We start from the raw sequence: 22,313 nt of genomic DNA on the forward strand, positions 1-22,313 counted from the left end.
ACGGGGGAGCATAGTCCCGCCGCCACTTTTGCGGATCTCGTGAGTTAGTCCCAGTTGTGGCAGACATCCCCAGAATTTTGCAGAAAGCGCTGCGCCGTGTGCTGGTCACCGCGGTCGCCACGATCGTCGCCGCCGCCGGGGATACGGCGTACGCCGAAGTCGTGTCCTCCGAACCGTCCTCGTCGCCGTCGTTCAACGGCCCGGTGTACGCGGTCGCCTACGCCGGGAACACCGTCTACGTCGGCGGCAACTTCACCCTCGCCTCGGTCAACGGCCGCAACTCGCCGCGGACGCGGTTCGCCGCCTTCGACGCCCGAACCGGTGAACTGCTGGACTGGCGGCCCACCGCCGACGCCAACGTGCGCGCCCTGGCCGTGGCGGACGGTGTCGTCTACGCGGCCGGCGACTTCGACGTGATCAACGGCGAGCCCCGGGACGCGGTGGCCGGGCTGGACGGCGTCGACGGCCGGGTCACCGCGCTGCGCCACACCGTGCTCGGCCAGCCCAGCGCGATCGCCGCCGGGCACGGCCGGATCTACCTGGGCGGGCGGATCACCGCGGTCGACGGGGTGCCCCGGGCCAACCTGGCCGCCTTCGACGCCGCCACCGGGAACCTCGACACCTTCTGGCAGCCGGCCACCGACGACACCGTGAACGCGATCGCCGTCAGCGACTACCGGATCTACGTCGGCGGCAGCTTCCACAAGACCAACGCCGTGAGCTCCAGCCTGCGGCTCACCGCCGTCCACCCGGTCACCGGCGAACTGGACCGTGGTTTCCTGCCGAAACCGGTGTCCCAGGTGCTCGCGCTGGCCGCCGACGACGACGGGGTGTACGCGGCGCTCGGCGGGCAGGGCGGCCGGGCCGTCTCCTACGACCGGGACGGCCGCACCCGCTGGACCCGGGTCTTCGACGGCGACGCCCAGGCGATCACCGTGCTGGACGGCACCGTCTACGTCGGCGGCCACTTCGACGCCGCCTGCACCACCACCAACAACGGGGCCCGCGGCATCTGCACCGACGGGTCGGTGGCCCGCGGCAAACTCGCCGCCGTCGACCGCGAGGGCAACCTGCTCGACTGGGCGCCGCAGGCCAACGGGGTGGCCGGCACCCGGGACCTGGCGGCCAGCGCCCGCCTCGGATCGGTCAGCGCGGTCGGCGACTTCACCACGGTCAGCGGCCTGATCCGGAAACGCTACGTCGAGTTCCACGGCGCCGGCCCGGTGCTGGAGAAGGCGGCGGCCGGGCACGTGGCGGCTCTGGAGAAGGCGGCCGCCGGGCACGTGGCGGCGTACAACTTCGACAGCACCGTCGCCGACGGCACCTACGACGACGGATCCGGGCACGGGCACCTGCTGCACGCGGTCGCCCGCAACGGCGCGGCGCCCCGGACCGTCCCGCACGGCCGCGGCCAGGCGATCCGGTTCCCCGCCAGATGCACCGGTGGTCACTGTCCGCGGCTCGTGCTGCGGGCCGGCGACACCACCGGCCTCAACCCCGGAACCGGCCCGCTGCGGTACGGCGCCGGAGTACTGATGTCACCCGACGAGACCGGCCGGGGCGAGAACATCCTGCAGAAGGGTTACGCGACCGGGGGCGGCCAGTACAAACTGCAGGTCGACGGCCTGTCCGGCAAGCCCAGCTGCGGCATGAGCGACCAGACCGGCACGCTGCTGACGGCCTGGAGCCGGACCACGGTCGCCGACGACAGATGGCACACCCTGGAGTGCCGTCGCTCCGGCGCCGAACTGTCCATCCTGGTCGACGGCCGTGTCGAATCGGTGACCGCGATCCCGGAGTCCCTGTCCGCCGACTCCACCCACCCCCTGACCATCGGCGGCAAGGGCGTGGCCGACAACAACGACCAGTTCCACGGCACCCTCGACGACGTCTGGATCAAGATCGGCTGACCCGGCCCGAGGAGGGCACCGAGAGCGCGTTCCCGGTGTCGTCCCGGCCGGAAATTGTCGACACGATCGGCCGGCGATGTCAGCGGGTCCGCCTCCGGACATCGGCGAGAACTCTGCGAGTTCCTCGCCCGACGCTCGCGGCATCGTCTACCGGCCGATCGAAGTCGATGCGGTAGTCGTACAGCCACGCGAACGCCCGCGGCGTGTTGAACCTTCTCATGAACAGGGGAAACGTAACGTCGCGGAGGACTCGTCCCACGCCGGTGGCCGACTTGCTCCGGTTCACCTGCCGGGCTCCCGCCAGCACCTTGCCGACCCTGCCGTCGCGCAACTGTTGGTATGCACGGAACGCGTCACCCGGGTAGCGCCGGTCGCGCAGGCAGCGGGCCAGTTGCACAGCGTCCTCGAAAGCCATCGACGCGCCCTGGCCAGAACTCGGGGAGGTCACATGGGCGGCGTCGCCGACAAGGACGACACGGCCACGATGCCACCGCCGCGGAGGCGGCATGTCGTGCATCGGGAACCAGGTGTAGTCCGGCGTCGTCGCGCGGATGCACTCCACGGCCGGTGACCTGTCTCCGGTGAAAGCTCGCAGGAGCCGCTGCTGCCATTCCGGGCCGGTGATCGCGGTCAGGTCCGTTCCGGACGGCTCGTGAGCGCGGGGCAGGTTGACGAACCACCAGACGCCGCCGTCGGGACTGACCATGGAGGCGAAGAACGCACGTCGGCCGAAAACCATGTGCATCGTCCCGGGCTCGGACGTCGGGGTGATCTCGCTGGTGATTCCGCCGGTGCCGATGAGCCCGACGTATCGGGGCCGAGGTGCGCGCGGGTCCACGTGGCTCCGGACGGTCGAGCCGATGCCGTCGGCGCCGATGAGCAGATCGCCGACGGCCTCCGTGCCGTCGTCGAACAGGGCAGCCACCCGGCCGCCACGGTGCTCGACCCCGGCGAGGCGTTTGCCGTGGTGGATGGGGACACCACGGCGGATCGCCTCCTGACGAAGCACGGCGTAGAGGTCCGACCGCCGGATCACGACGGGAAGCGTCCCGTCGGGCAGCGGAGTTCCGGTGTCCTGTGCGCCGAGATGCCTGCCGTTGCCCAGCCACATGTCGCCGCGCGGAACGGGGAAGCCGGCGTCGCGGACCGCGGCGTGCGCGTCGAGAGTGCGCAACGCCGCGAGGCCGTTGAGTGAGATGCCCATGCTGGCGCCCACCTCGTGGGCCGGCGTGGTGTGAGCCTCGTAGACGGTGGCGTCGATGCCGACTCTCTGCAGCGCGATGGCCGTGACGGAACCCGCGATGCCGCCGCCGATGATCAGTGCATGAGTCATGGCACCTTCTCCCTGCTCTAGGCTTCTGGAGTCGTCTCGCCGCGAAATTAACTTCCTCAAGAAGTAACTTCTTGAGGAAGTTACCCGGGAAAGGATTGCATGTCAACGGACCACGACGCGCTCAGGGCGACCGCCTGGACGGAGATTCCACAATTCGTCAGCGCCACCGCACTGTTCCAGGCCGCGGTCGCCGATCAGCTCGGTGTGCCGGTCAACGATCTGCACTGCCTCAACCTCGTCAGCGCGGGCGTCGCCGTCACTCCCACCGAGCTGGCTGAGCGGATGGGCCTGACCACCGGGGCGGTCAGCAAGATGCTCGACCGCATGGAGGCTCAGCGCCTGGTCCGCCGCGAGCACGATCCGCAGGACCGCCGCCGGATCACCGTGCACCCCCGGCCGGACCGGGCCGGCGAACTGGCCGCGCTGTACCAGCCGATGGCCGTCTATCTCAGCGAACACATGGCCCGGTTCACCGACGACCAGCTGCGCCTGCTCACCGACTTCGCCCGCACCAGCCGTGACGTGGCATTGCGCGAGGCCACCCGCCTCCGCCAGAACGGCAGGCCCCACGCGGCACGGCGACGCCAACCTCCGGACGTCACGGCCGGGTGACGTAAACTCGGCGTCCTGCACGGCCACTGCGACACCATCGGCCGCGACCCGTCCGAGATCGAGGTCTCGGTCGCCTCCAGCCCCGACACCCGCGAGCGCATGTCCGAAGTCGGCGAAGCCCTGACATGGCGCTACAACCGCAACGGTCAGCACCCGTGGCAAGGGGTCGGTCGACCGCCCCGCGGAGGGCCGATCACTTCCAGAGATGCATGGCGACGTGGTCGGGCCGGGCGTCCGGCGGGAGGATGACCGGGAGGGTGTGCCGGCTGACGCCGCGGGGGTACCTGTCGGTCTCCCCCTCCGGCAGCGCCTTCCCGATGTCCACCCAGTGGGAGCGGTCGATGAACCAGCCGTCGGTCAGGCCGCCGTCGGCGGTTTTGAACACCAGGCTGTAGTGCGGCTCCTCGAACGGGAACTCCTGGTTGTCCACCTCGAAGGAGACGTAGTCGAAGCCGCTGGCCGGGGTGGCGCGGCGGATCAGCTTGTCGACCTTCGCCGCCAGCAGCACCGACGGTGTCGCCGGCTGCGCCAGCACGCGCATGACGATCCGCGCGACCCGGGACGCCTCGGCGGCGGCGAAGAGCTGGCCGTCCCCGAATTCGACGGCCCGCCCGGGCGGCAGGTAGGCCCATCCGGTGCTGATGATCGCCGCCCAGTCGTTCAGCTCCTCGGAGTGCCGGCCCCGGCCCGCCTCGTCCACGAACTGATACCGGATGTGGATGTCCATCGGCTGCTCCGTCAGGTTCCGGAAGACGGCAGCCGCACCGACGATGCGGTGCGCGGCGTCGCCGTCCGGCGCCGGAAACGTCGAGCTCCCGAGGTTCTCGACCGAGATCCCGTCCGCGATGTCATCGACGAGCAGAGCCGGATCACGGCTCGGCGACGGCTCGGGCGGATCGATCTCCCGGTCCGGCTCCCCACAACTCCCGGCCGCCCACACCGCCGCCGCGATCCCGGCCACACCGAACAGCTGCCGCCGGGGCAACCGCGGGCCATCACTCACCACTGCCTGTCCCGGTACTCGAGGTAGAGCGAGACCTCCCGCCGCGGCGGCGGAGGCGATCGAGGCGACGGCCAGCCCGGCACCGCCGGTCGCGGCGGACACGACCCCCAGCACACCGATGGCGATGTTGAAGGTGACGTTCCTGACGAGCGCCACCACATCGGTCTGCGCCTTGCTGATCTGCATCTGATATCCCTGCAGGGGAAGCACCTTGTACGGCCCCCAGACCTCCTCCGCCTTCTGCTTGGCGTACGCCTGGATGTTGCCGTCGCTCAGAAACGGGGATACCGGACAGCTGAATGAACTCCTCGATCGCGTCGTTATCACTCTCGCCCACGAGGAGATTGTGGGTCAGCGTGTTGATCAGATTATTGATCGCGACGTCGAGGCTTTCCGGGAAATCCGCCACGGCTGGTCTCCTTTCCGTTATCTCGGATAGGTGCCGTCGTCGTGGCCGGCCGACCACTCGTCGTTGACCCCGGTCCTGTCGCCCTGCATGACGTCCCGCGCTTTGAACATCTCGGCCGCCGCGACGTCGTCCTCGTGCACGAACCGGCTGAGCGCCGCATCCAGCCCCTGAGCCAGATCCCACAGGTTGTCACTTGTCTCCCCGGTGGCGCCCCACACCAGGTCACGCAGACGCGTCCAACTGTCCTTGAAAGCCGGCGACCCGAATTAGGCGGGCCGGTCGAGCCGGCCGTCATAACGGCGGAGGGGCCGGGGTCGCGCCCCTCCGCCGGGTGTGGGTGTTCAGTGCGGGGCGCCTCGTACGCCGATCGCGTCGATGAGGAGGGTTCCGGCTACCACCTCCAGGGTCACCGTGTGGCGGCCGGGTGGCAGGTTGCTCACCTCGAAGGTCTGCTGGAAGTTGGTCGCGGCGCGGGTCGGCTGGTTCGATGCCACCAAGGTGCCGTCGACCCGGACGTCGAGGCGGGCGGTGCCGTCGTTGGCGCCGAGCACGTCGAGGCCGGTGCCGGTGAACGTGTGGGTGATCGTGGCGCCGGGGCCCTGGCTGATCGACGCGGTCCGGTCGTACTCGTACATGCCGCGGCCGTTGGTGTGCCGCCAGCCGCCGCCGTACGTCAGCCTGCCGGTCTCCAGGTTGTCCAGGTATCGCTGGTAGTAGGGGCGCAGCCCGGGGATCCGTTCGATGCGCAGGTTGTCGAAGCGGGTGTGGTGGAAGCCGCTGGCCAGGTCGACCCGGCCGGACAGGTACGGCGCCGGATCGGTCCAGGTGTGCACGGGCGCACCGTCCACGAAGCCGGTCACCGTCGCACCGGCCACCCGGATCATCAGCCGGTGTTTCGCGGTGGCGTCGAAATCGGTCAGCACGCCTTCGGCGATCGTCGCGCCGGTACGCAGCACCCGCCAGGTCCCGTCCGAGCCCAGCCGCAGCGCGTACGGCGTGCCGTTGAGGCTGTGCGAGTTGCCGCCGCCGGTCGAGCGCGCGCCGATGGCCGCATAGTTGTCGGCCGCCGGTGCCCGCTCGAACCGTACGTCGGCACCGGCCTGGTAGTCGGTCCAGCGCAGGTCGCCGACGCCGGTGATCGGGTCGGCGCTGTTCCAGGCCCGGCCGACCCCGGTGGCCGCCCGGTCCACCTGCTGCCGCAGCACATGACCGTCGTCGCTGGTCCGGACCGCCTCGAACGCCCCGTTGCGATCCCAGGTGTAGAGCGGGTCCGCGCCGGTGTCACCGCCCCGGGAGGCGGCGAAGCCGGTGACCGCACCGCCCGCGCCGAGCACCGGCACCGTCTTGCCGCGGTAGTCGAACCCGTCGGCCCAGAGCACCCCGTGCGCCGGGTCCGCGTCGAGCACCGGCCGGTCGCCCTCGACCGGCAACGGTGTCGTCCACTGCCGGTCCCGGGTCACGTCCAGCGACGTGACGGTGACGATCGAGAAGGGCTTGACCTCAACGGTGTACGCCCCGTCGGCGCCGGCCCGCAGACTGCCGACCCGCTTCTTGTAGTTGGCGTCGAACGCCTGCCCCGGGTCGGCGGCCCGGGTCTCCCAGGCGGTCAGCCGGGGATCCGCGCCCAGCCGGAACCCGGCCGACGTGATCCGGTACGTTCGCGCGTACTCGGAGTCGTTGACGACCACTGTGGAGAATCCGGTCGCGTCCGGGGCCGCCATGGTCAGGTAGTCGGGCAGGCCGTTGCGCCCGACCACCGGGTTGGTGCCGGTGGCGGTGGAGGCGCTGGCCTGCGGGACGAGCCGCCAGATCCCGGCGGTGCCGGTCTCGTTCTCCCAGCCGGTGGTCGCGAAACTGCTGAAGTGCTGCAGCACGGCGAGGCCGGCGTCGTAGTGCATCCAGCCGGACCAGGGGTCGCGGGCGGAGACGAGTTCTTTGAACGAGTACTGGCCGCCCTGGTAGAACGACCCGATCGCCGGCTGGTAGACGAAGTGCGAGCGGCGCGACTTCACGAACCCTTTGACGACGGTGTTGGCCATCTCCAGGGAGCTGCCGGAGCCGCCGAGGCCGGTGCCGGGCACGGTCGGGTCGGGTGTGTTGTTGTTCGGCCGGAGTGCCGAGTTGCTGAAGGTGGCCTGAGCCTCACTGTTCCAGACCTCCTTGTCGAACTCGTCGGCGAGCCGGGTGAAGTTGCCGCCGCTGTCGTCGTCGGTGTTGTAGTGGTATCCGGCCGCCGTCACGACGTCACGCAGATCGGCGTCGCCGACCATCGCCGGGCCGAAGCTGCCGATACCCGCCTCGTCGGAGATGACCAGCTTGATCCGGCGGTAGAGGTCCGCCTCGCCGGGCCGGAAGCCGGTGGTGTCGGTGCGGACCATCTCGGCGTACCTCTTGGTCCAGGCCAGGTCGGCGGCGGCCTCGTTCACACCGGGGTTGACGTAGTCGACCATGAAGCCGTACCGGCGGTAGGCGGCCAGGATGGTCTCCTTGTACCACTGGTAGATCTTGTCGTTGGTGTCCGCCCAGGCCGGCGAGTTCCACCGCAGGATGCTGACCTTGAGATCCGGGTTGATCCTCCGGGCGTCGGCGGCCAACTGGAAGCCCGGCGCCCGGGCGACGTTCGCCGGTTCGCTCGCGGTTCGTTTGGTGGCCGGGTCCGGGCCGGTCGAGTTGTTCCGGTCGTTCCCCATCTCGATCTTGACGTGCGTCATGATCGGGTGCTCGCCGCCGAACAGGATCCGCAGCAACCGGGCGTAGGCGGCCGGATGCTGGGCCTTGTAGTCCAGCAGCAGGGCACTCGTGCTGTTGGCGGTCAGCACGCCGAAACCCTTGAACGTCAGGCCGTTGACGTTGTCCGCGGCGATGTCGGCGGCGTTCACCACGACGTCGACGGCCTCAGCGGTGGCCGCCGCCGCTCCGGGCGCCGGCGCGATCATCGTGCACACCAGCAGACCTGCGGAAACGACGGCGGACAGGCGTCTGCGTCTCATTTCGTCCCGTTCTGATCGGAAGCGGATGTCGCCCAAGCTATCGAGGGCCGTCAGTCCACGAAACCGAACGAACAGAACCGAACACAAAGGTGCAGGCCCTACTCCGTCCTGACGAGTTCCCGCACCGACGTGGTCACTTCGGCCAGCACGTCCGGCAGTGGAGTGACGCCGAGGCCCGGGCCCTGCGGGACACGCAGGTGCCCGTCCTCCAGGATGAACGGGTCGGTGATGTCGGTGCTGAAGTAGCGGTTCGAGGCGGACACGTCGCCGGGCAGGGTGAAGTTGGGCAGGGCCGCCAGGGCGGTGTTGGCCGCCCGGCCCAGTCCGGTCTCCAGCATGCCGCCGCACCACACCGGGATGCCGGACGCCGCGCACACGTCGTGGATACGGCGGGCCTCCAGCAGGCCACCGACCCGGCCGGGTTTGATGTTCACGATCCGGCAGGCGCCCATCGCGATGGCGTCGGCCGCCGAGCGGGCCGAGACGATGGATTCGTCCAGGCAGATCGGGGTGGTCAGATGCCGGCTGAGTACGGCGTGACCGCGCATGTCCTCCTCGTCCAGCGGCTGCTCGATCAGCAGCAGGCCGAAGTCGTCGAGGCGGGCCAGGTGCCGGGCGCCGGCCAGGGTGTAGGCGGCGTTCGCGTCCACCTGGAGCAGCACGTCGTCGCCGAAACGCTCGCGGACCGCGCGTACCGGCGTCAGGTCCCATCCGGGTTCGATCTTGAGTTTGATCCTGCGGTAACCCTGGGCGAGGTAGCCGCCGACCGCGTCGAGCAGTTCCGGGATCGAGTCCATGATGCCGACCGAGACCCCACTGGGCACCCGGTCGGTGACGGCGCCCAGGGAGGTGGCGAAGGACATCCCGTACGACCGCAGCTCGGCGTCCATCACCGCCATCTCCAGCGCCGCCTTGGCCATCCGGTGCCCCTTGACCCCGGCCAGCAGCGGCCCGAGGCTGCTCACGGTCACGTCCTTCGCCGCCAGCAAGGGCGGGATCAGATGCCTGACGAGTACGTCCCGGGTGCTCTCGATGTATTCGGAGGAGTAACTGGCGTCGAAGCCGGAGACCGACTCCCCCCAGCCGTCCGCGCCGTCGGTGCTGACCTGGACGAGCAGCGCCGGCTTCGCGTACTCGATCCCGAGCGAGGTCCGGAACGGACTGACCAGTGGCAGGTTGACACACCGCAGGGCGACCCGGTCGATCCGCATCAGCAGTCCCCCTGGTCCAGGACGTAACCGCCGGCCACCCGGTCGAAGTCGACGATCCGCGCCCCGCCGGCCAGCGGGCCGGCCAGCTTCTCCCGGACGGCGAGCCGCCAGTCCCGGGCGCTCCGGGGATCCTGTTGCCGCAGGCTCTCGATGTCGGAGGGAACGGCGACGAGGATCGTCCCCTCCGGGGGAACCGGCCGGGCCGGGGAGGCGAGCAGGTCCCAGCGCAGCAGGAGCCGGTCGGTCTCGTCGGAGCCGTTGATGCCGTCGGACAGCGGGCCGTAGTGGTCGACCAGGTACTTCTCCGCCGTACCGCCGAGTTTGCGGATGTTGAAGTGGGCGTTGCGGGCGACGAGCGGGTCGAAGGTCCAGGTGATCTCGTGCCCGCCGTTCTCCAGGACGTGCGCGCGCTGATCCAGCTTGAGGGCGAAACCGACGTCCCGGCGGCGCGCGCCGGGGAGCACACCCGCGACATGACTGTGCATCTCGGCGCGGCCGGGCGGGCCCCAGAACCCGATGCAGACGGCGAGCAGCAGCTCCCCGTCGAAGGCGCCGGCCACGTAGCTCCCGGCGTCGGCCATCGCCATGATCACGTCGGCGGCCAGTGCCGGGCTCCCGGGCGGGGGTTTCCACACCTCGGCCAGGAAGCGCTCGCAGGCGAAACTGTCGGCTGTCGTGTTCATCGCCCGGACCGTGACTCCGGCTCCGGCCGCCGCCCGCTCGGCGCTCTCCCGGGCGGCGTTTGTTTCCTTGCTGTGTTCCACATCCGGCATCTTCGACCACGCGGGGTGGCTCCTTCTACGCCGGTATGACCACCGATGTCATCCTTCGTCAGCCGTTCATAGCCGATACACAGGTGGTACACAAAGGATCTTCATTTCGTCTGCCGGGCTTCGATTGATTACGCCCCATGACCGGTCTTCCCCCCGAAGAAACCCTGGCGGACTGTGCCGCCCGGGCGGTACGAGAGGTCGCACGACGACTGGACCGGGACCTCGCCGTCGGCACCACGACGATCGAGAACCTCGGTTCCGCACTCCGTACCAGCACGTACCCGGCCGGCGACCCCGGTCCGGTCGTCCACCTGCGGGTGGACGAGAGCGGCGACGTGTCGGCCGGGCTCGAGCTGCCCGCCGACGACCCGTGGGGGCCCGCGGCCCGGGCGGTGGCCGAGATGCTCGCCGAGCTGACCGGCGCTCTGCTGTCCGACCCCGGCCTGGATCCGGCCGAGGCGCCCGCGCTGTCCAAGGCCACCGAGGCCCGGGTGCTCGGCCCGCTGGCCGGGACCGCCGTCGACCACGGCCCCTTCACCGGCGTGCCGGCCCAGCTGGTGGCCGGTGCACGGGCCACCCCCGACGCGATCGCGGTGTACGCCGGCGGCCGCACCCTGACGTACCGGCAGCTGGTGTCCCGGGCCCGGGATCTGGCCGCCGCGATCCGGAATGCGCAGCCCACGCCTGGTTCGCTGGTCCCGGTCGTGGTGGCGGACGGCCCAGATCTGCCGGTGGCCTGGTCGGCCGCGATGTTCGCGGGCATCGGCTACGTGCCGGTGGATCCGCGCTGGCCCGCCCAGCGGATCGAACACATTCTGGACGTCCTGCCCGGAGCCCCGGTGGTGTGCACCGACCCGACGGTCCTGCCCGAGGCGCACCGGGCCCGCGCGATCATGGTCGGCTCCGTCGAAGAGACCGGGTCGGCAACCCCGGCAGAGATCGGCCCGGAGGACGTCGTCTACGGCGTGTTCACCTCCGGGACCACCGGCGCTCCGATGTGCGCGGTCAACCAGCACCGCGGCGTCGCCAACCGGCTGGCCTTCATGAACTCCTGGTTCGGGCCGCCGCCGGACCGCGAGGTGGTGCTGCAGAACACCAGGCACACCTACGACTCCGCGTTCTGGCAGGTGTTCTGGCCGCTGACCACCGGCGGGGCGGTCGTGGTGCCGACCGTCGGCGACCACCACGACCTGCTGCACACCATCGACCTGATCGAAGCCCACGGCGTCACCGTCACCGACTTCGTGCCCGCCGTGCTGCATGCCCTGCTGATGCTCCTCGAACAGCGCCCGGCGCTGGCCGGCCGGCTGCGCTCGCTGCGCCACCTGGTGGTCGGCGGCGAACAGATGAACCCGCACGACGTGCACCGCATCCAGCGGCTGCTGCCGGGCCTGCGGGTCAGCAACGGCTACGGCCCGTCCGAGGCCGCGATCGGCATGATCTTCCACGAGGTGACCGCGGCCGACGGTGACGACGTCCCGCTCGGCCGGCCGATCGACAACTGCGCCGCAGTGGTGGTCGACGTCGACGGCCGGCCGCTCCCGCCCGGGGCGACCGGCGAGATCGTGATCGGCGGCGCCTGTGTCGGGCTCGGTTACCACGGCCGGCCGGAACGCACCGCGCAGCGGTTCTTCGACTGCCCCTGGCCGGCCGCGTCCCCGGTACTGGCCGGCCGGATGTACCGCACCGGCGACCTGGGGCACGTCGACGACCGGGGCCGGTTCCACTTCTCCGGGCGGATCGACCACCAGATCAAGGTCGGTGGGGTACGCATCGAGCCGGGCGAGATCGAGGCCGCGGCGCTGTCCGTCCCCGGCGTACGTCAGGCGGTGGCCCTGGTGTCCGGTGGTGATCTCCTGCTGTTCGTGACCGGCTCCGCCGACGCCCGCGCGGTGCTGGCGGATCTGCGGGCCGGCCTGCCGCGCACCAGCGTTCCGCAGCGCTGTCTGGTCCTCGACGAGCTGCCGCTGACCGAGGCGGGCAAGACCGACCGCCGCCGGCTGGCGACCCTGGCCGGCTCTTTCACCGGGCCGGCCGATGGCAACACCGACCCGGTGCTCGGCATCCTGCGGAGCACCCTGCGCCGCCCGGATCTCGCCGACTCGGACGACATCGTCGCCGCCGGAGTGAACTCGCTGCAGGCGGTCGCCGCCGTGGTCGCGCTGACCGATCACCTCGGTGTCGAGCTGGGTGTCAAGGACCTGTTCGAGAACCCCACCGCCGCCGCCCTGCGGGCCCTGCTGGACCGCCACGAGATCCCGGACGAGGCCGCCCTGGTCGCCGCCGACCTGGTCTCGCTCCCGGCCGGGCCGAAAACCGAGAACCAGCCCGGACCGAAAACCGGGAACCAGCCCCGGCCGGTACGCACGATTCTGCTCACCGGAGCGACCGGTTTCATCGGCGCCCGTCTGCTGTCCGAGCTGCTGACGGACCCGGAGCTGCGAGTGGTGTGCCTGGTCCGCGGACAGGACGACGCCCATGCCCGCCGCCGGCTGGGGGATCCCGGCCCGCGGGTCCGGGTGGTCGCCGGTGACCTGGGGCTTCCCGGGCTGGGACTGGACGCCGATCGCTGGCGTGAGCTCACCGCCGCCTGCGATCTGGTCCTGCACAACGGCGCGATGGTGAACTTCCTCTACGACTACCGGATGCACCGCGATCCCAACGTGCGGGGCACCGCCGAGGTGATCCGGTTCGCCCGGGAGGCCGGTGGCATCCCGGTGCACTACGTCTCGTCGCTGGGTGTGCTGCACGACCACGCGCTCCTCGGGACGGAGACGGTGCCCGAGGACGTCGACCTCACCGGGGTCACGCCCCCGGCCAGTGGTTACAGCCTGTCGAAGTGGGTGGCGGAACGGCTGCTGCACGCGGCCGCCGACCTGCCGGTGACGGTGCTGCGGCTGGGCGAGATCATGCCCGCCGCGGACGGCGCCGGGTCGAACGCCGGTGCGGTGACCCAGCTGCTGCTCACCGCCTTCGACCGGCTCGGCGCGGTGCCGGACGCCGCGCTCCGCTCGGACTGGACCCCGGTGGACGTGGCCGCGCGCGCCGTGGTCGCCACGGTCCGGGACCGGTCCGCGTGGGGCCGGGCGGCCCACGTCTTCCACCCGGAGACGGTCCGCTTCGACGAGCTGACCGGCGACCGGAAACGACTGTCCTGCCTGGACTTCCTCGACGCGCTGCGTGACGCCGCGGACCCGGAACTGAACACCCTGCTGGCGATCGTCGAGCACCGGGCGGGCAGCCGCCCGGTCGACGAGCAGCACGCCCGCGACGTGCTGGAGAACCTGCTGCAGGACAACCCCCGACACTTCGCACCGACACGGAGAGACTGATGCAGCAGCGCACCATGGGCCGGCTCGGCTGGAACGTCGGCGAGATCGGCTACGGCATGTGGGGAATCGGCGGCGGGCCGGGTGGCTTCACCGGCTGGGACTACGGCATCGCCCCGGACGCCCTGGACCTCGCGGTCGATCTCGGCGCGACCTTCTTCGACACCGCCTGGGTCTACGGCCGGGGCGTCTCCGAACAGATGCTCGGTGAACTCCGGCGCCGCCGCCCCGACGCGGGCCTGCGCCTGGCCACCAAGATCCCGCCACTGAACCGGGAGTGGCCGCCGCGCCCGCAGGACACCCTCGAGGACGTCTTCCCCACCGAGCACATCGTCGAATACACCAAGCGCAGCCTGGACAACCTCGGCGTCGACCGGATCGACCTGCTGAAACTCCACGTCTGGGAGGACCGCTGGGCGGGCGAGCCCGGCTGGCAGCGGGCCGTCACCAGGCTGAAGGAGGAGGGCCTGATCGGCGGGTTCGGGATCAGCGTCAACCGCTGGGAGCCGGCCAACTGCTTCCAGGCGCTGGACACCGGGCTGGTCGACGCGGTCCAGGTGATCTACAACGTGTTCGACCAGTCCCCCGAGGACGAGCTGTTCCCCCGGGCCCTGGAGAAGAACATCGCGATCGTCGCCCGGGTGCCGTTCGACGAGGGCGCTCTGACCGGGACGATGAGCCTGGACAGCACGTTCCCGGCCGAGGACTGGCGGGCGATCTACTTCGGGCCGGAGAACCTGCCGCCGACCATCGCCCGGGTCGAGGCCCTGCGGGAGCTGGTGCCGGCCGGCATGACGATGCCCGAGCTGGTGCTGCGGTTCATCCTGCACCACCCGGCCGTCTCCACGGTCATCCCCGGCATGCGCCGCCCGGAGCACGTGCGCGCCAACCTCGCCGTCTCCGACGGTGTCCCGCTCGCCCCGGAACTCGTCGACGCGCTGCGCGCCCACCGCTGGGACCGCAAGCCCACGCACTGGTCGATGTAGTCCTCCCCCCAGCTCAGGAAAGAGAACCGACGGTGATCACCCTCACCCCCGATGACGTCTGGTCATCGGTAGCCGACCAGGCGGCCCGCACCCCGGACGCGCCGGCGCTGGTGGACGCGGCGGGCACGCTGACGTACGCGGAACTGCTGGACCTGGTGGCCGCGTACGCCCTCCGCCTGACCGAAGCCGGAGTACAGGCCGGCGACCTGGTCGGCATCCGGCTGCCCCGCGGGCGCGACGCCGTCGTGGCGGTGCTCGCCACGCTGAGCACCGGCGCCGGTTACGTGCCGCTGGACCCGGCCTACCCGGCGGCCCGCCTGGACCTGATGGTCGAGGAGAGCCGCCCGCGGGCCCTGGTCACCGCCGACGGCGTCTCGGGCCTCCCGGGCGCGGTCACCCGGGACAGTCCGGCGTACGTCATCTTCACCTCCGGCTCGACCGGCCGCCCCAAGGGTGTCCTCATCGGCCGCCGGTCGCTGCGGGACTTCGCCGGGGCGTTCGGCAGCCGGTTCGGGTTCGGGCCGGGCGAGCGCATCCTGCAGTTCGCGTCGATGAGCTTCGACGTCAGCGTGGAGGAGATCTTCCCGGCGCTGACCCGGGGCGCCACCGTGGTGCTGCGCGACGACGACATGATCAGCCGACCGGACGTGTTCCTGGACCGGTGCGGCGAACTCGGCATCACCCTGCTGGACCTGCCCACCGCGTACTGGCACGAACTGGTCGTCGCTCTGGGCCGGGGTGAGGCCACGCTGCCGTCGTGCGTCCGCATCGTGATCGTCGGCGGGGAGACCGCGCGACCGGACGCGGTGCGGGAGTGGCAGCGGGCGACCGCCGGTCTGCCGGTGCGGCTGTTCAACACCTACGGGCCGACCGAGATCACCGTCGGCGCGACCGCTGCCGACGTCACCGACTGGACCGGCGACGTGGTCCCGATCGGCACCCCGCTGGACGGTGTGACCTGCCGGATCGGCGACGACGGTGAACTGCTGGTCGGCGGGATCGGTGTCGCGCAGGGTTATCTGAACCGGCCGGAGCTGACCGCCGAGAAGTTCGTCACCAGCCCCGGGCACGGCCGCGAGTACCGCACCGGCGACCGGGTCCGCTGGGCGAACGGGCAGCTGGAGTTCCTCGGGCGGCTCGACGACCAGGTGAAGATCCGCGGCCACCGGGTGGAGCCGGGCGAGGTCGAGGAGGCGCTGCGGGCGCTGGACGGGATCACCGACGCCGTCGTCCTGGTCGACGACCGGACCGGGCACGCCCGCCTGATCGGTCACGTGGTCGCCGACGCCGGGACCGATCTCGCCCGGGTCCGGGCCGCGCTCGCGGATTCCCTGCCGGCGGCGTTCGTGCCCAGCGCCGTCGTGCGGCACGACCGTTTCGCCCTGACACCCCAAGGCAAGATCGACAAAACGGCCTTGGCCGCCGTACGGGTACCCGTCACGTCCGAGCCCGCGGCCGACCTCACCGGCCCCGAGCAGGCAGCGGCCGAGCTGTTCACGGCCGTCCTCGGCGCCGGCGTGATCGGCCCGGAGGACGACTTCCTGGCCCTGGGCGGCGACTCGCTGGACTCGGTGCGCCTGATCGCCGCGCTCCGCCGGCAGCACGGCGCCGAACTGACCCTGACCTCCTGGTACGCCGATCCGACGGTCGCCGCCCTGGCCACCCGGATCGCCGCGGCCACGGCACCGGACACCCCGGAATCCGCGCTGCCGACCCTGGACGAGGGTGTCCCGCACCGGCTGAACCCGATGCAGCGCGACTACTGGATCGCCGAGCAGGTCACCGGTGATCTGGCCGCGTACACGCTCGGCATCCGCTACCGGTTCCGCGAGCAGCCCGACGTCGCGGCGCTGGAGCAGGCGCTGGCCGAGCTGGCCCGGCGGCATCCGATGCTGCGCACCCGGTTCCCCGACGACGGCGCCGAACCGGTGATGGTGATCGACCCGGCGGGCACGATCCCCCTTGTCGACCCGGCGGGCACGATTCCCCGGGAAGCGGGCGGGGCCGACCACCGTGACGGCCCGATCGCCCGTGCCCACCTGGACGGCGACATCCTGACCCTGCGCGTGCACCACCTGGCCTTCGACGGCTGGTCGGCCGGGGTGTTCGGGCAGGAGCTGGCCGTGCTCTACCGGGCCGCCCGCGACGGCACGGCCGCCGATCTGCCGCCGGCGCTCCCGGTTCCGGACCTGGCCGAACGGGCCGCGCGAGCCGCCGCCGACCCGGAGCTGCTCGGTTACTGGCGGGACCGGCTCGCCACCGCCGACTTCGACCTCGAACTGCCCGCCGACCGGGCCACTCCGGCGATGCGCTCCTACGCCTCGGCCCGGGTCAGCCGCGAACTGGACGCCGCCCTGCTGGACCGGTTGCGGGGCTACGCGATCGAGCAGCGCACCAGCCTGTTCACGATCATGCTGGCCGGTCTGCACGTCCTGCTGCACCGGTACACCGGCCGGACCGACATCACCGTGCTCTCGCCGACGGCCGGGCGGTCCACCACCGACCTGGAGCGGCTGATCGGCCCGGCGCTGAACGTGCTGCCGCTGCGCGCCGACCTCACCGGCGGCCCGTCGTTCGCGGAGCTCGTCACGCAACTGCGGGACGCGGTGCTGTCCGATCTGGATCACCAGGATCTGGCGCTGCCCGACCTGGTGGCGGCGCTGCGGCGGACCGGTGCGAAGCGGGTCAGCCCGGTGATGCTCACCGTGCACAACACCCCGGCCCCGGACGGTTCGGTCCTCGGCTACGTGGGCGAGACACCGCACGCGGCGACGATGGTGGACCTCTCGCTGGGGCTGGACTTCCCGGCGGACGGCGCGGTGCTGAACGCCGACTACGCCACCGAACTGTTCGACGCCCCGCGCATCGACGCGCTGCTCGGCCACCTGATCACCCTGCTCGGCGCGGCCGTCTCGGCACCGGCGCCGATCAGCGGGCTGCCCCTGCTCACCGCGGCCGAATCCCGGCGGGTCGTCCAGGAGTGGAACGACTTCGGCATCCCGGTCCCGGACGCCACCACCGTCCACGAGCTGTTCGAACGGCACGCCGCCGGGACACCGGACGCGCCCGCGCTGACCGTCGGCGACGAGACCCTCGGCTACGCCGAACTCAACCGCCGGGCCAACCGGCTGGCCCGGCGCCTGCGTGCCGACGGGGTGCTGCCCGGGCACCGGGTCGCCCTCCGGCTGGAGCGCGGGACGGCGTTCTTCGTCGCGATGTGGGCGGTGCTCAAGGCGGGTGGGGCCTATGTCCCGCTCGACCCGGCGTACCCGGCCGACCGGCTGGACCACATGCTGACCGACAGCAGGCCGACGGTCGTCGTCGACCCGGACTACCTCGCCGCCGGGTCCGATCCTGACGACAGCGATCTGCCCGCCTGCAACTCGGCGGGCGATCCGGCGTACGTCATCTACACCTCCGGATCCACCGGCCGGCCCAAGGGTGTCGTCATCACCCACGGCAACCTGGTGAACGCGGCCGGGATGTGGCAGGAGGCCTACCGGCTGCGGCCGGACTGGACGTACCTGCAGGCGGCCAGCTCGTCGTTCGACATGTTCGTCGGCGAGACCATGCGCGCGCACACCGCCGGTGGACGCCTCGTCGTCGCGGCCCGGGAGACCCTGCTCGACCCGGCCGGCCTCTACACGCTGATGAGGACCGAGCGGGTCAACTGCACCGAGCTGGTTCCCGCCGTGCTGCGGGCGCTGCTGGATCACGTACGGCAGACCGGTGTTGATCTGGGTTTTGTCGACCTGCTGATCGGCGGCGGCGAGAAGTGGCACGTCGAGGAGTTCGAGCTGGCCCAGAGCCTGGTCGGGCCGGGCAACCGGGTCGTCAACTCCTACGGCGTCACCGAGGTCACCGTCGACAACGTCTACTTCGAGGGCTCGGTCGAGGATCTCCCCCGGGACGCGCCGCTGCCGATCGGGCGACCGTTTCCGAACAACCGGGTCTACGTGCTGGACGCCGCCGGCAGCCCGGTCCCGCCGGGTGTCACCGGCGAGCTGTACCTCGGCGGCCTCGGCGTCTCCCCCGGTTACCACGAGCGCCCCGACCTGAACGCGGTCAAGTTCGTCGACGACCCGTTCGCCGGTGTGCCCGGCGCGCGGATGTACCGCACCGGCGACTCGGCCCGCTTCCGCTTCGACGGCACCGTCGACTTCCTCGGCCGCCTCGACGACCAGGTCAAGGTCAACGGTTACCGGATCGAGCTGGGTGACGTCGAGGCGGCCCTCGCCGCGGAACCGTCCGTGCTCGCCGCCGCCGTCGCCCCCCATCGCACGGTCAACGGCCTCACCCGACTGATCGGGTACGTGGTACCGAGAGGCGAACTGGACGAGGCCGCCGTGAAGGACGCGCTGGCCGCACGGCTTCCGGTGCACATGGTGCCGTACCGCATCCTCGCCCTTCCGGATCTTCCGCGGACCCCCAACGGCAAGCTGGACCGGCGCGCCCTGCCCGCACCACCGGAAGGCCTCGCCCCGGCCGCCGGGCCGGAACCCCGCACCGCCGGCGAGAAGGCGATCGCGGCCGTCTGGTCGCAGGTCCTCGGGGTCGGCACACCCGGCGTCGACGACGACTTCTTCGCCCTCGGCGGGGACTCGTTCGCCGCGCTCAAGGTGGTCCGGCAGCTGGAGCCGATGCCCGCGCTGGTGGACTTCTACCGCAATCCGACCATCCGCCGGCTGGCCGTGCTGCTGGCCGCGGAAAGCACCGAACGCCGGTTGCTGAACCAGCTGACCGCGACCGGAAGTGATCCGTCCGCGGGCGGGCACACCGTCGTGGCGGTGCCCTACAACGGCGGCAGTGCCATCGCCTACCAGTCGCTGGCCGACGCGCTGCCGGACGGCTGGGCCCTGCAGGCGGTCGAACTGCCCGGCCACGACCAGTCCCGGCCGGACGAGGAACTGCAGCCCGCGGCCGTGGTCGCCGAACGGATCGTCGCCGAGATGACGGCCATCGACGGGCCCGTCGTCCTCTACGGACACTGCCAGGGCGTGGCGCTCACCGTGGAGGTGGCGCGGCAGGCCGAGGCCGCCGGGGTGGAGATCGCCGGAGTCGGGCTGGGCGCCGGATTCCCCGAGGCGCGGCTGCCCGGACGGTTCTTCGACTGGGTGTACCGGAACCTGCCGGTGGACCGCCTCACCTCGAACCGGGAGTACCTGGCGTACCTGCGGTCCCGTGGTGGCTTCACCGACATCGACGACGAGGCGCAGAAGGAGTTCGTGCTGCGCAACGTGCGGCACGACTCCCGCGACGCCGAGGAGTACTTCACCGCCGCGTACCGGGAGCCGTATCGGCAGTTGAAGGCGCCGGTGCTGGCCGTGGTCGGCGAACGGGACCGGGTCACCGAGCACTACCAGGAACGCCGGGACGAATGGCGGCACTTCACCGAGGGTGAGGTGGACGTGGCGGTGATGCCCGAGGCCGGGCACTTCTTCGTGAAGAGTCACGCCGAGCCGCTGGCCGAGGCGCTCACCTCGTTCGTCGCCGGGACACCGGCGCCCGCCGCGCCCGCCGCCCCGCCCGCCGCTCTCGAGTCGGCCAGCCTCGGCAAGTTCGGGGTGGTGGCGCTGGGCCAGTTCCTGTCCATGATCGGCAGTGGGCTGAGCACCCTGGTGCTCAGCATCTGGGTGCTCCAGCAGACCGGCTCGATCACCGCGTTCTCGTTCGTGAACGCGATCGGCCTGCTGCCCGGCATCCTGGCCGGCCCGGTCGCCGGCGCGATCGCCGACCGGTGGGACCGGCGCAACGTGATGCTCGCCAGCGACGTCACCGCCGGTCTGTCGATGGCGAGTCTCGCCGCGCTGATGCTGACCGACGGCCTGCAACTGTGGCACGTCTACCTGGCGGTCGGCGTCACCTCGCTGGCCGGGGCGTTCCAGCGGCCGGCCTATCTCGCGGCCGTCTCCCAGCTGGTGCCCAAGCGGTACCTCGGGCACGCCGGCGGCATCGGGCAGCTCGGCCTCGGCGCCGGGCAGGTGTTCTCGCCGCTGCTCGGCGCGGCCCTGATGGGACCGATCGGGATCGGCGGGGTGCTGCTCGTCGACACCGCCACGTTTGTCGCCGGTGCGCTCACCCTGCTGTTCGTCCGGTTCCCGAACCTGGCGTTCCGGCGCCGGGAGGAGAGCTTCGGCGCCGAGATCCGCAACGGCTGGAACTTCATCGCCCGCCGGCCCGGCCTGGTCGCCGCGGTCCGCTACTTCGTCATCGACCACATCTTCTACGTGCTCGGCTTCGCCGTGATCACCCCGATGCTGCTGATCGAACAGTCGGCGTCGGTGATGGGCATGGCCCTCGGAGCGGCCGGCGCCGGTGTGCTGACCGGCAGCGTCGTGATGGGTGTCTGGGGCGGAACGGCCCGGCGCAGCAGCGGCATGCTGCTGGCGATGGGCCTGGGCAGCGTGGCGATGGTCTGCGTCGGCATCACCACCGTGCCGGCCCTGATCATCGTCGGGATGTTCTTCACCGGCGTGGCCGAAGCCCTGGCCGACGGCCACTGGATCGCGGTGCTGCAGAGCAAGGTCGACCTGGAGCTGCAGGGCCGGGTGCTGTCGCTGTTCATCACGCTGATGATGCTCACCGTGCCGGTCGGGTACCTGCTCGTCGGCCCGCTGGCCGAACGGTACGTGCAGCCGCTGTTCAGTTCCGAGGGGCGCGGGCTGGCCCTGCTCATCGTGATCAGTGGCCTGCTGCAGCTCGCGTGGGCGATCCGGGGCTGGTACACCCCGCGCCTGCGGCTGATCGAGGACGAGCTGCCGGACGCGATCCGCCCCGACCGCATCGGCACCCGCGACGACCTCCAGCGCGGAGCCGACGCGGTTCTCGCCGCCCACCTGCCCACACGGAAGACGACGACGTGATGCTGATCGACCTCCTTCCCGGTGTCCGGGCGTACCTGAAGGACGAGTCCGGATACCCCTCGGGCAGTCACAAGGAGCCGGCCGCCTACGCGGTCGTGGCCCGGGCCCTCGCCGACGGCCACGACCGGGTCTTCGTCGGCTCGTGCGGCAGCTACGGCCGGGCGATGGCGACGGCCTGCGCCGAAGCCGGCCTGAAATGCACCGTGGTCATGCCCGAGGGCTGGGGCGACAGCGGCGAGTTCGCCGAGATGACCGGCGCCGAGGTCCGGTTCGCTCCCGGCGGCTACGAGGACGCGGTGGAGGAGTCGCACCGCCTGGCCGACGAGGCCGGAGCGGCCGACGGCAACGTCGACGGCCCCTACCAGGACGCCGTCCTGGCCGGTCACGGCCTGGTGGTGGACGCCCTGCACGCCGAGCTGGGCCCGGCGCCCACCACGATGTGGATCCCGGTCGGCAACGGCACCACGATCGTCGCGATGCACCGCCGCCTGCGGGCCCTGGGCTGGCAGGCGGCCCTGCACGGGGTGGGCTCCCCCGGCAACAACCCGATCGTCACCAGCTGGCCCGGCCGCTACCTCCCGTTACCGAGCGACGCGGTGGTGACCACGGAACACAACGAGCCGCTGGTGAACTGGCACGCCCTGAGCGGCCCACAGGCCATGGCAGCCATCGCCGACTCCGGCGGAGCGGTCCACGCAGCCACCGACGACGAGCTGCTCGCGGCCCGCGCGAGCCTGGCCCGCCACCACCTCGACATCAGCCCCTCAGGAGCGGCCGGCCTGGCGGGCCTGCTCCGAACAGCCCGGGCCGAGCCGCTCACCGGCACCCCGATCGTCGTACTGACCGGCCGCCCGCACTGACCTGGCTCACGGAATCCGGCCGGACCGCGGCCGT

12 protein-coding genes are annotated in these 22,313 nt (G+C 71.4%); 6 read left to right on the plus strand and 6 right to left on the minus strand.

All coding sequences use genetic code 11. From position 1 onward, the window contains the following. Nucleotides 1-56: 56 nt before the first annotated feature. The gene (locus Aco03nite_RS23520) at nucleotides 57-1,910 is read left to right on the plus strand and encodes a LamG-like jellyroll fold domain-containing protein (protein WP_203797890.1); all 1,854 of its coding nucleotides are present in this window, start codon (nucleotides 57-59) and stop codon (nucleotides 1,908-1,910) included. A 79-nt stretch (nucleotides 1,911-1,989) separates the two neighbouring features. Here Aco03nite_RS23520 and Aco03nite_RS23525 read toward each other — a convergent pair whose 3' ends face one another. Beyond that, the gene (locus tag Aco03nite_RS23525) at nucleotides 1,990-3,243 is read right to left on the minus strand and encodes an FAD-dependent monooxygenase (RefSeq protein ID WP_203797892.1); all 1,254 of its coding nucleotides are present in this window, start codon (nucleotides 3,241-3,243) and stop codon (nucleotides 1,990-1,992) included. A 99-nt stretch (nucleotides 3,244-3,342) separates the two neighbouring features. Here Aco03nite_RS23525 and Aco03nite_RS23530 point away from each other — a divergent pair, with 99 nt between their 5' ends. Further along, complete coding sequence (locus Aco03nite_RS23530) at nucleotides 3,343-3,855, plus strand: MarR family winged helix-turn-helix transcriptional regulator (protein WP_203797894.1); 513 nt, start codon at nucleotides 3,343-3,345, stop codon at nucleotides 3,853-3,855. A 193-nt stretch (nucleotides 3,856-4,048) separates the two neighbouring features. Here Aco03nite_RS23530 and Aco03nite_RS23535 read toward each other — a convergent pair whose 3' ends face one another. The 5 genes from Aco03nite_RS23535 to Aco03nite_RS23555 all read right to left on the minus strand — a co-directional run bounded on the left by Aco03nite_RS23535 (nucleotide 4,049) and on the right by Aco03nite_RS23555 (nucleotide 10,232). Then, nucleotides 4,049-5,044 (minus strand): hypothetical protein, encoded by a 996-nt coding sequence (locus tag Aco03nite_RS23535; protein WP_203797896.1) that lies wholly within the window; start codon nucleotides 5,042-5,044, stop codon nucleotides 4,049-4,051. Between the two features lie 240 nt (nucleotides 5,045-5,284). Then, complete coding sequence (locus Aco03nite_RS23540; protein ID WP_203797898.1) at nucleotides 5,285-5,485, minus strand: hypothetical protein; 201 nt, start codon at nucleotides 5,483-5,485, stop codon at nucleotides 5,285-5,287. A gap of 123 nt (nucleotides 5,486-5,608) precedes the next feature. Then, nucleotides 5,609-8,257 carry a sugar-binding protein gene (locus tag Aco03nite_RS23545; protein WP_203797900.1) on the minus strand — a complete coding sequence of 883 codons (2,649 nt, stop codon included), beginning with the start codon at nucleotides 8,255-8,257 and terminating at the stop codon, nucleotides 5,609-5,611. 98 nt (nucleotides 8,258-8,355) lie between these two features. Beyond that, entirely contained in the window at nucleotides 8,356-9,468 is a 1,113-nt protein-coding gene (gene menC, locus Aco03nite_RS23550) for an o-succinylbenzoate synthase (protein WP_203797902.1), read from the minus strand. After that, nucleotides 9,468-10,232, minus strand: coding sequence for a GNAT family N-acetyltransferase (locus Aco03nite_RS23555; protein ID WP_203797904.1), 765 nt, complete (start codon nucleotides 10,230-10,232; stop codon nucleotides 9,468-9,470). Before Aco03nite_RS23555 ends, menC begins: the two co-directional genes overlap by 1 nt. Nucleotides 10,233-10,378: 146 nt before the next feature. Between Aco03nite_RS23555 and Aco03nite_RS23560 the strand changes: the two genes are divergently transcribed. Genes Aco03nite_RS23560 through Aco03nite_RS23575 form a run of 4 tightly spaced genes read left to right on the plus strand, consistent with a single transcriptional unit; the run spans nucleotide 10,379 to nucleotide 22,279 of the window. Continuing rightward, on the plus strand, nucleotides 10,379-13,573 hold the full coding sequence (locus tag Aco03nite_RS23560) for a non-ribosomal peptide synthetase (RefSeq protein ID WP_203797906.1): 3,195 nt from the start codon (nucleotides 10,379-10,381) through the stop codon (nucleotides 13,571-13,573). Next, nucleotides 13,573-14,556: an aldo/keto reductase gene (locus Aco03nite_RS23565; protein WP_203797907.1), complete on the plus strand. Its 984-nt coding sequence runs from the start codon at nucleotides 13,573-13,575 to the stop codon at nucleotides 14,554-14,556. Before Aco03nite_RS23560 ends, Aco03nite_RS23565 begins: the two co-directional genes overlap by 1 nt. A 32-nt stretch (nucleotides 14,557-14,588) precedes the next feature. After that, nucleotides 14,589-21,419, plus strand: coding sequence for a non-ribosomal peptide synthetase/MFS transporter (locus Aco03nite_RS23570; RefSeq protein ID WP_203797909.1), 6,831 nt, complete (start codon nucleotides 14,589-14,591; stop codon nucleotides 21,417-21,419). Continuing rightward, nucleotides 21,419-22,279: a pyridoxal-phosphate dependent enzyme gene (locus Aco03nite_RS23575; RefSeq protein WP_203797911.1), complete on the plus strand. Its 861-nt coding sequence runs from the start codon at nucleotides 21,419-21,421 to the stop codon at nucleotides 22,277-22,279. Before Aco03nite_RS23570 ends, Aco03nite_RS23575 begins: the two co-directional genes overlap by 1 nt. Nucleotides 22,280-22,313 lie beyond the last annotated feature (34 nt).

It is taken from the genome of Actinoplanes couchii, assembly GCF_016862075.1.
Lineage (GTDB): Bacteria > Actinomycetota > Actinomycetes > Mycobacteriales > Micromonosporaceae > Actinoplanes > Actinoplanes couchii.

Excerpts from the sequence above, each read along its gene's own strand:
- Aco03nite_RS23525 (WP_203797892.1), bottom strand. The coding sequence starts at position 3,243 with ATGACTCATGCACTGATCATCGGCGGCGGCATCGCGGGTTCCGTCACG.
- Aco03nite_RS23530 (WP_203797894.1), top strand. The coding sequence starts at position 3,343 with ATGTCAACGGACCACGACGCGCTCAGGGCGACCGCCTGGACGGAGATT.
- Aco03nite_RS23535 (WP_203797896.1), bottom strand. The coding sequence starts at position 5,044 with ATGCAGATCAGCAAGGCGCAGACCGATGTGGTGGCGCTCGTCAGGAAC.
- Aco03nite_RS23545 (WP_203797900.1), bottom strand. The coding sequence starts at position 8,257 with ATGAGACGCAGACGCCTGTCCGCCGTCGTTTCCGCAGGTCTGCTGGTG.
- menC (WP_203797902.1), bottom strand. The coding sequence starts at position 9,468 with ATGCGGATCGACCGGGTCGCCCTGCGGTGTGTCAACCTGCCACTGGTC.
- Aco03nite_RS23560 (WP_203797906.1), top strand. The coding sequence starts at position 10,379 with ATGACCGGTCTTCCCCCCGAAGAAACCCTGGCGGACTGTGCCGCCCGG.
- Aco03nite_RS23565 (WP_203797907.1), top strand. The coding sequence starts at position 13,573 with ATGCAGCAGCGCACCATGGGCCGGCTCGGCTGGAACGTCGGCGAGATC.
- Aco03nite_RS23575 (WP_203797911.1), top strand. The coding sequence starts at position 21,419 with ATGCTGATCGACCTCCTTCCCGGTGTCCGGGCGTACCTGAAGGACGAG.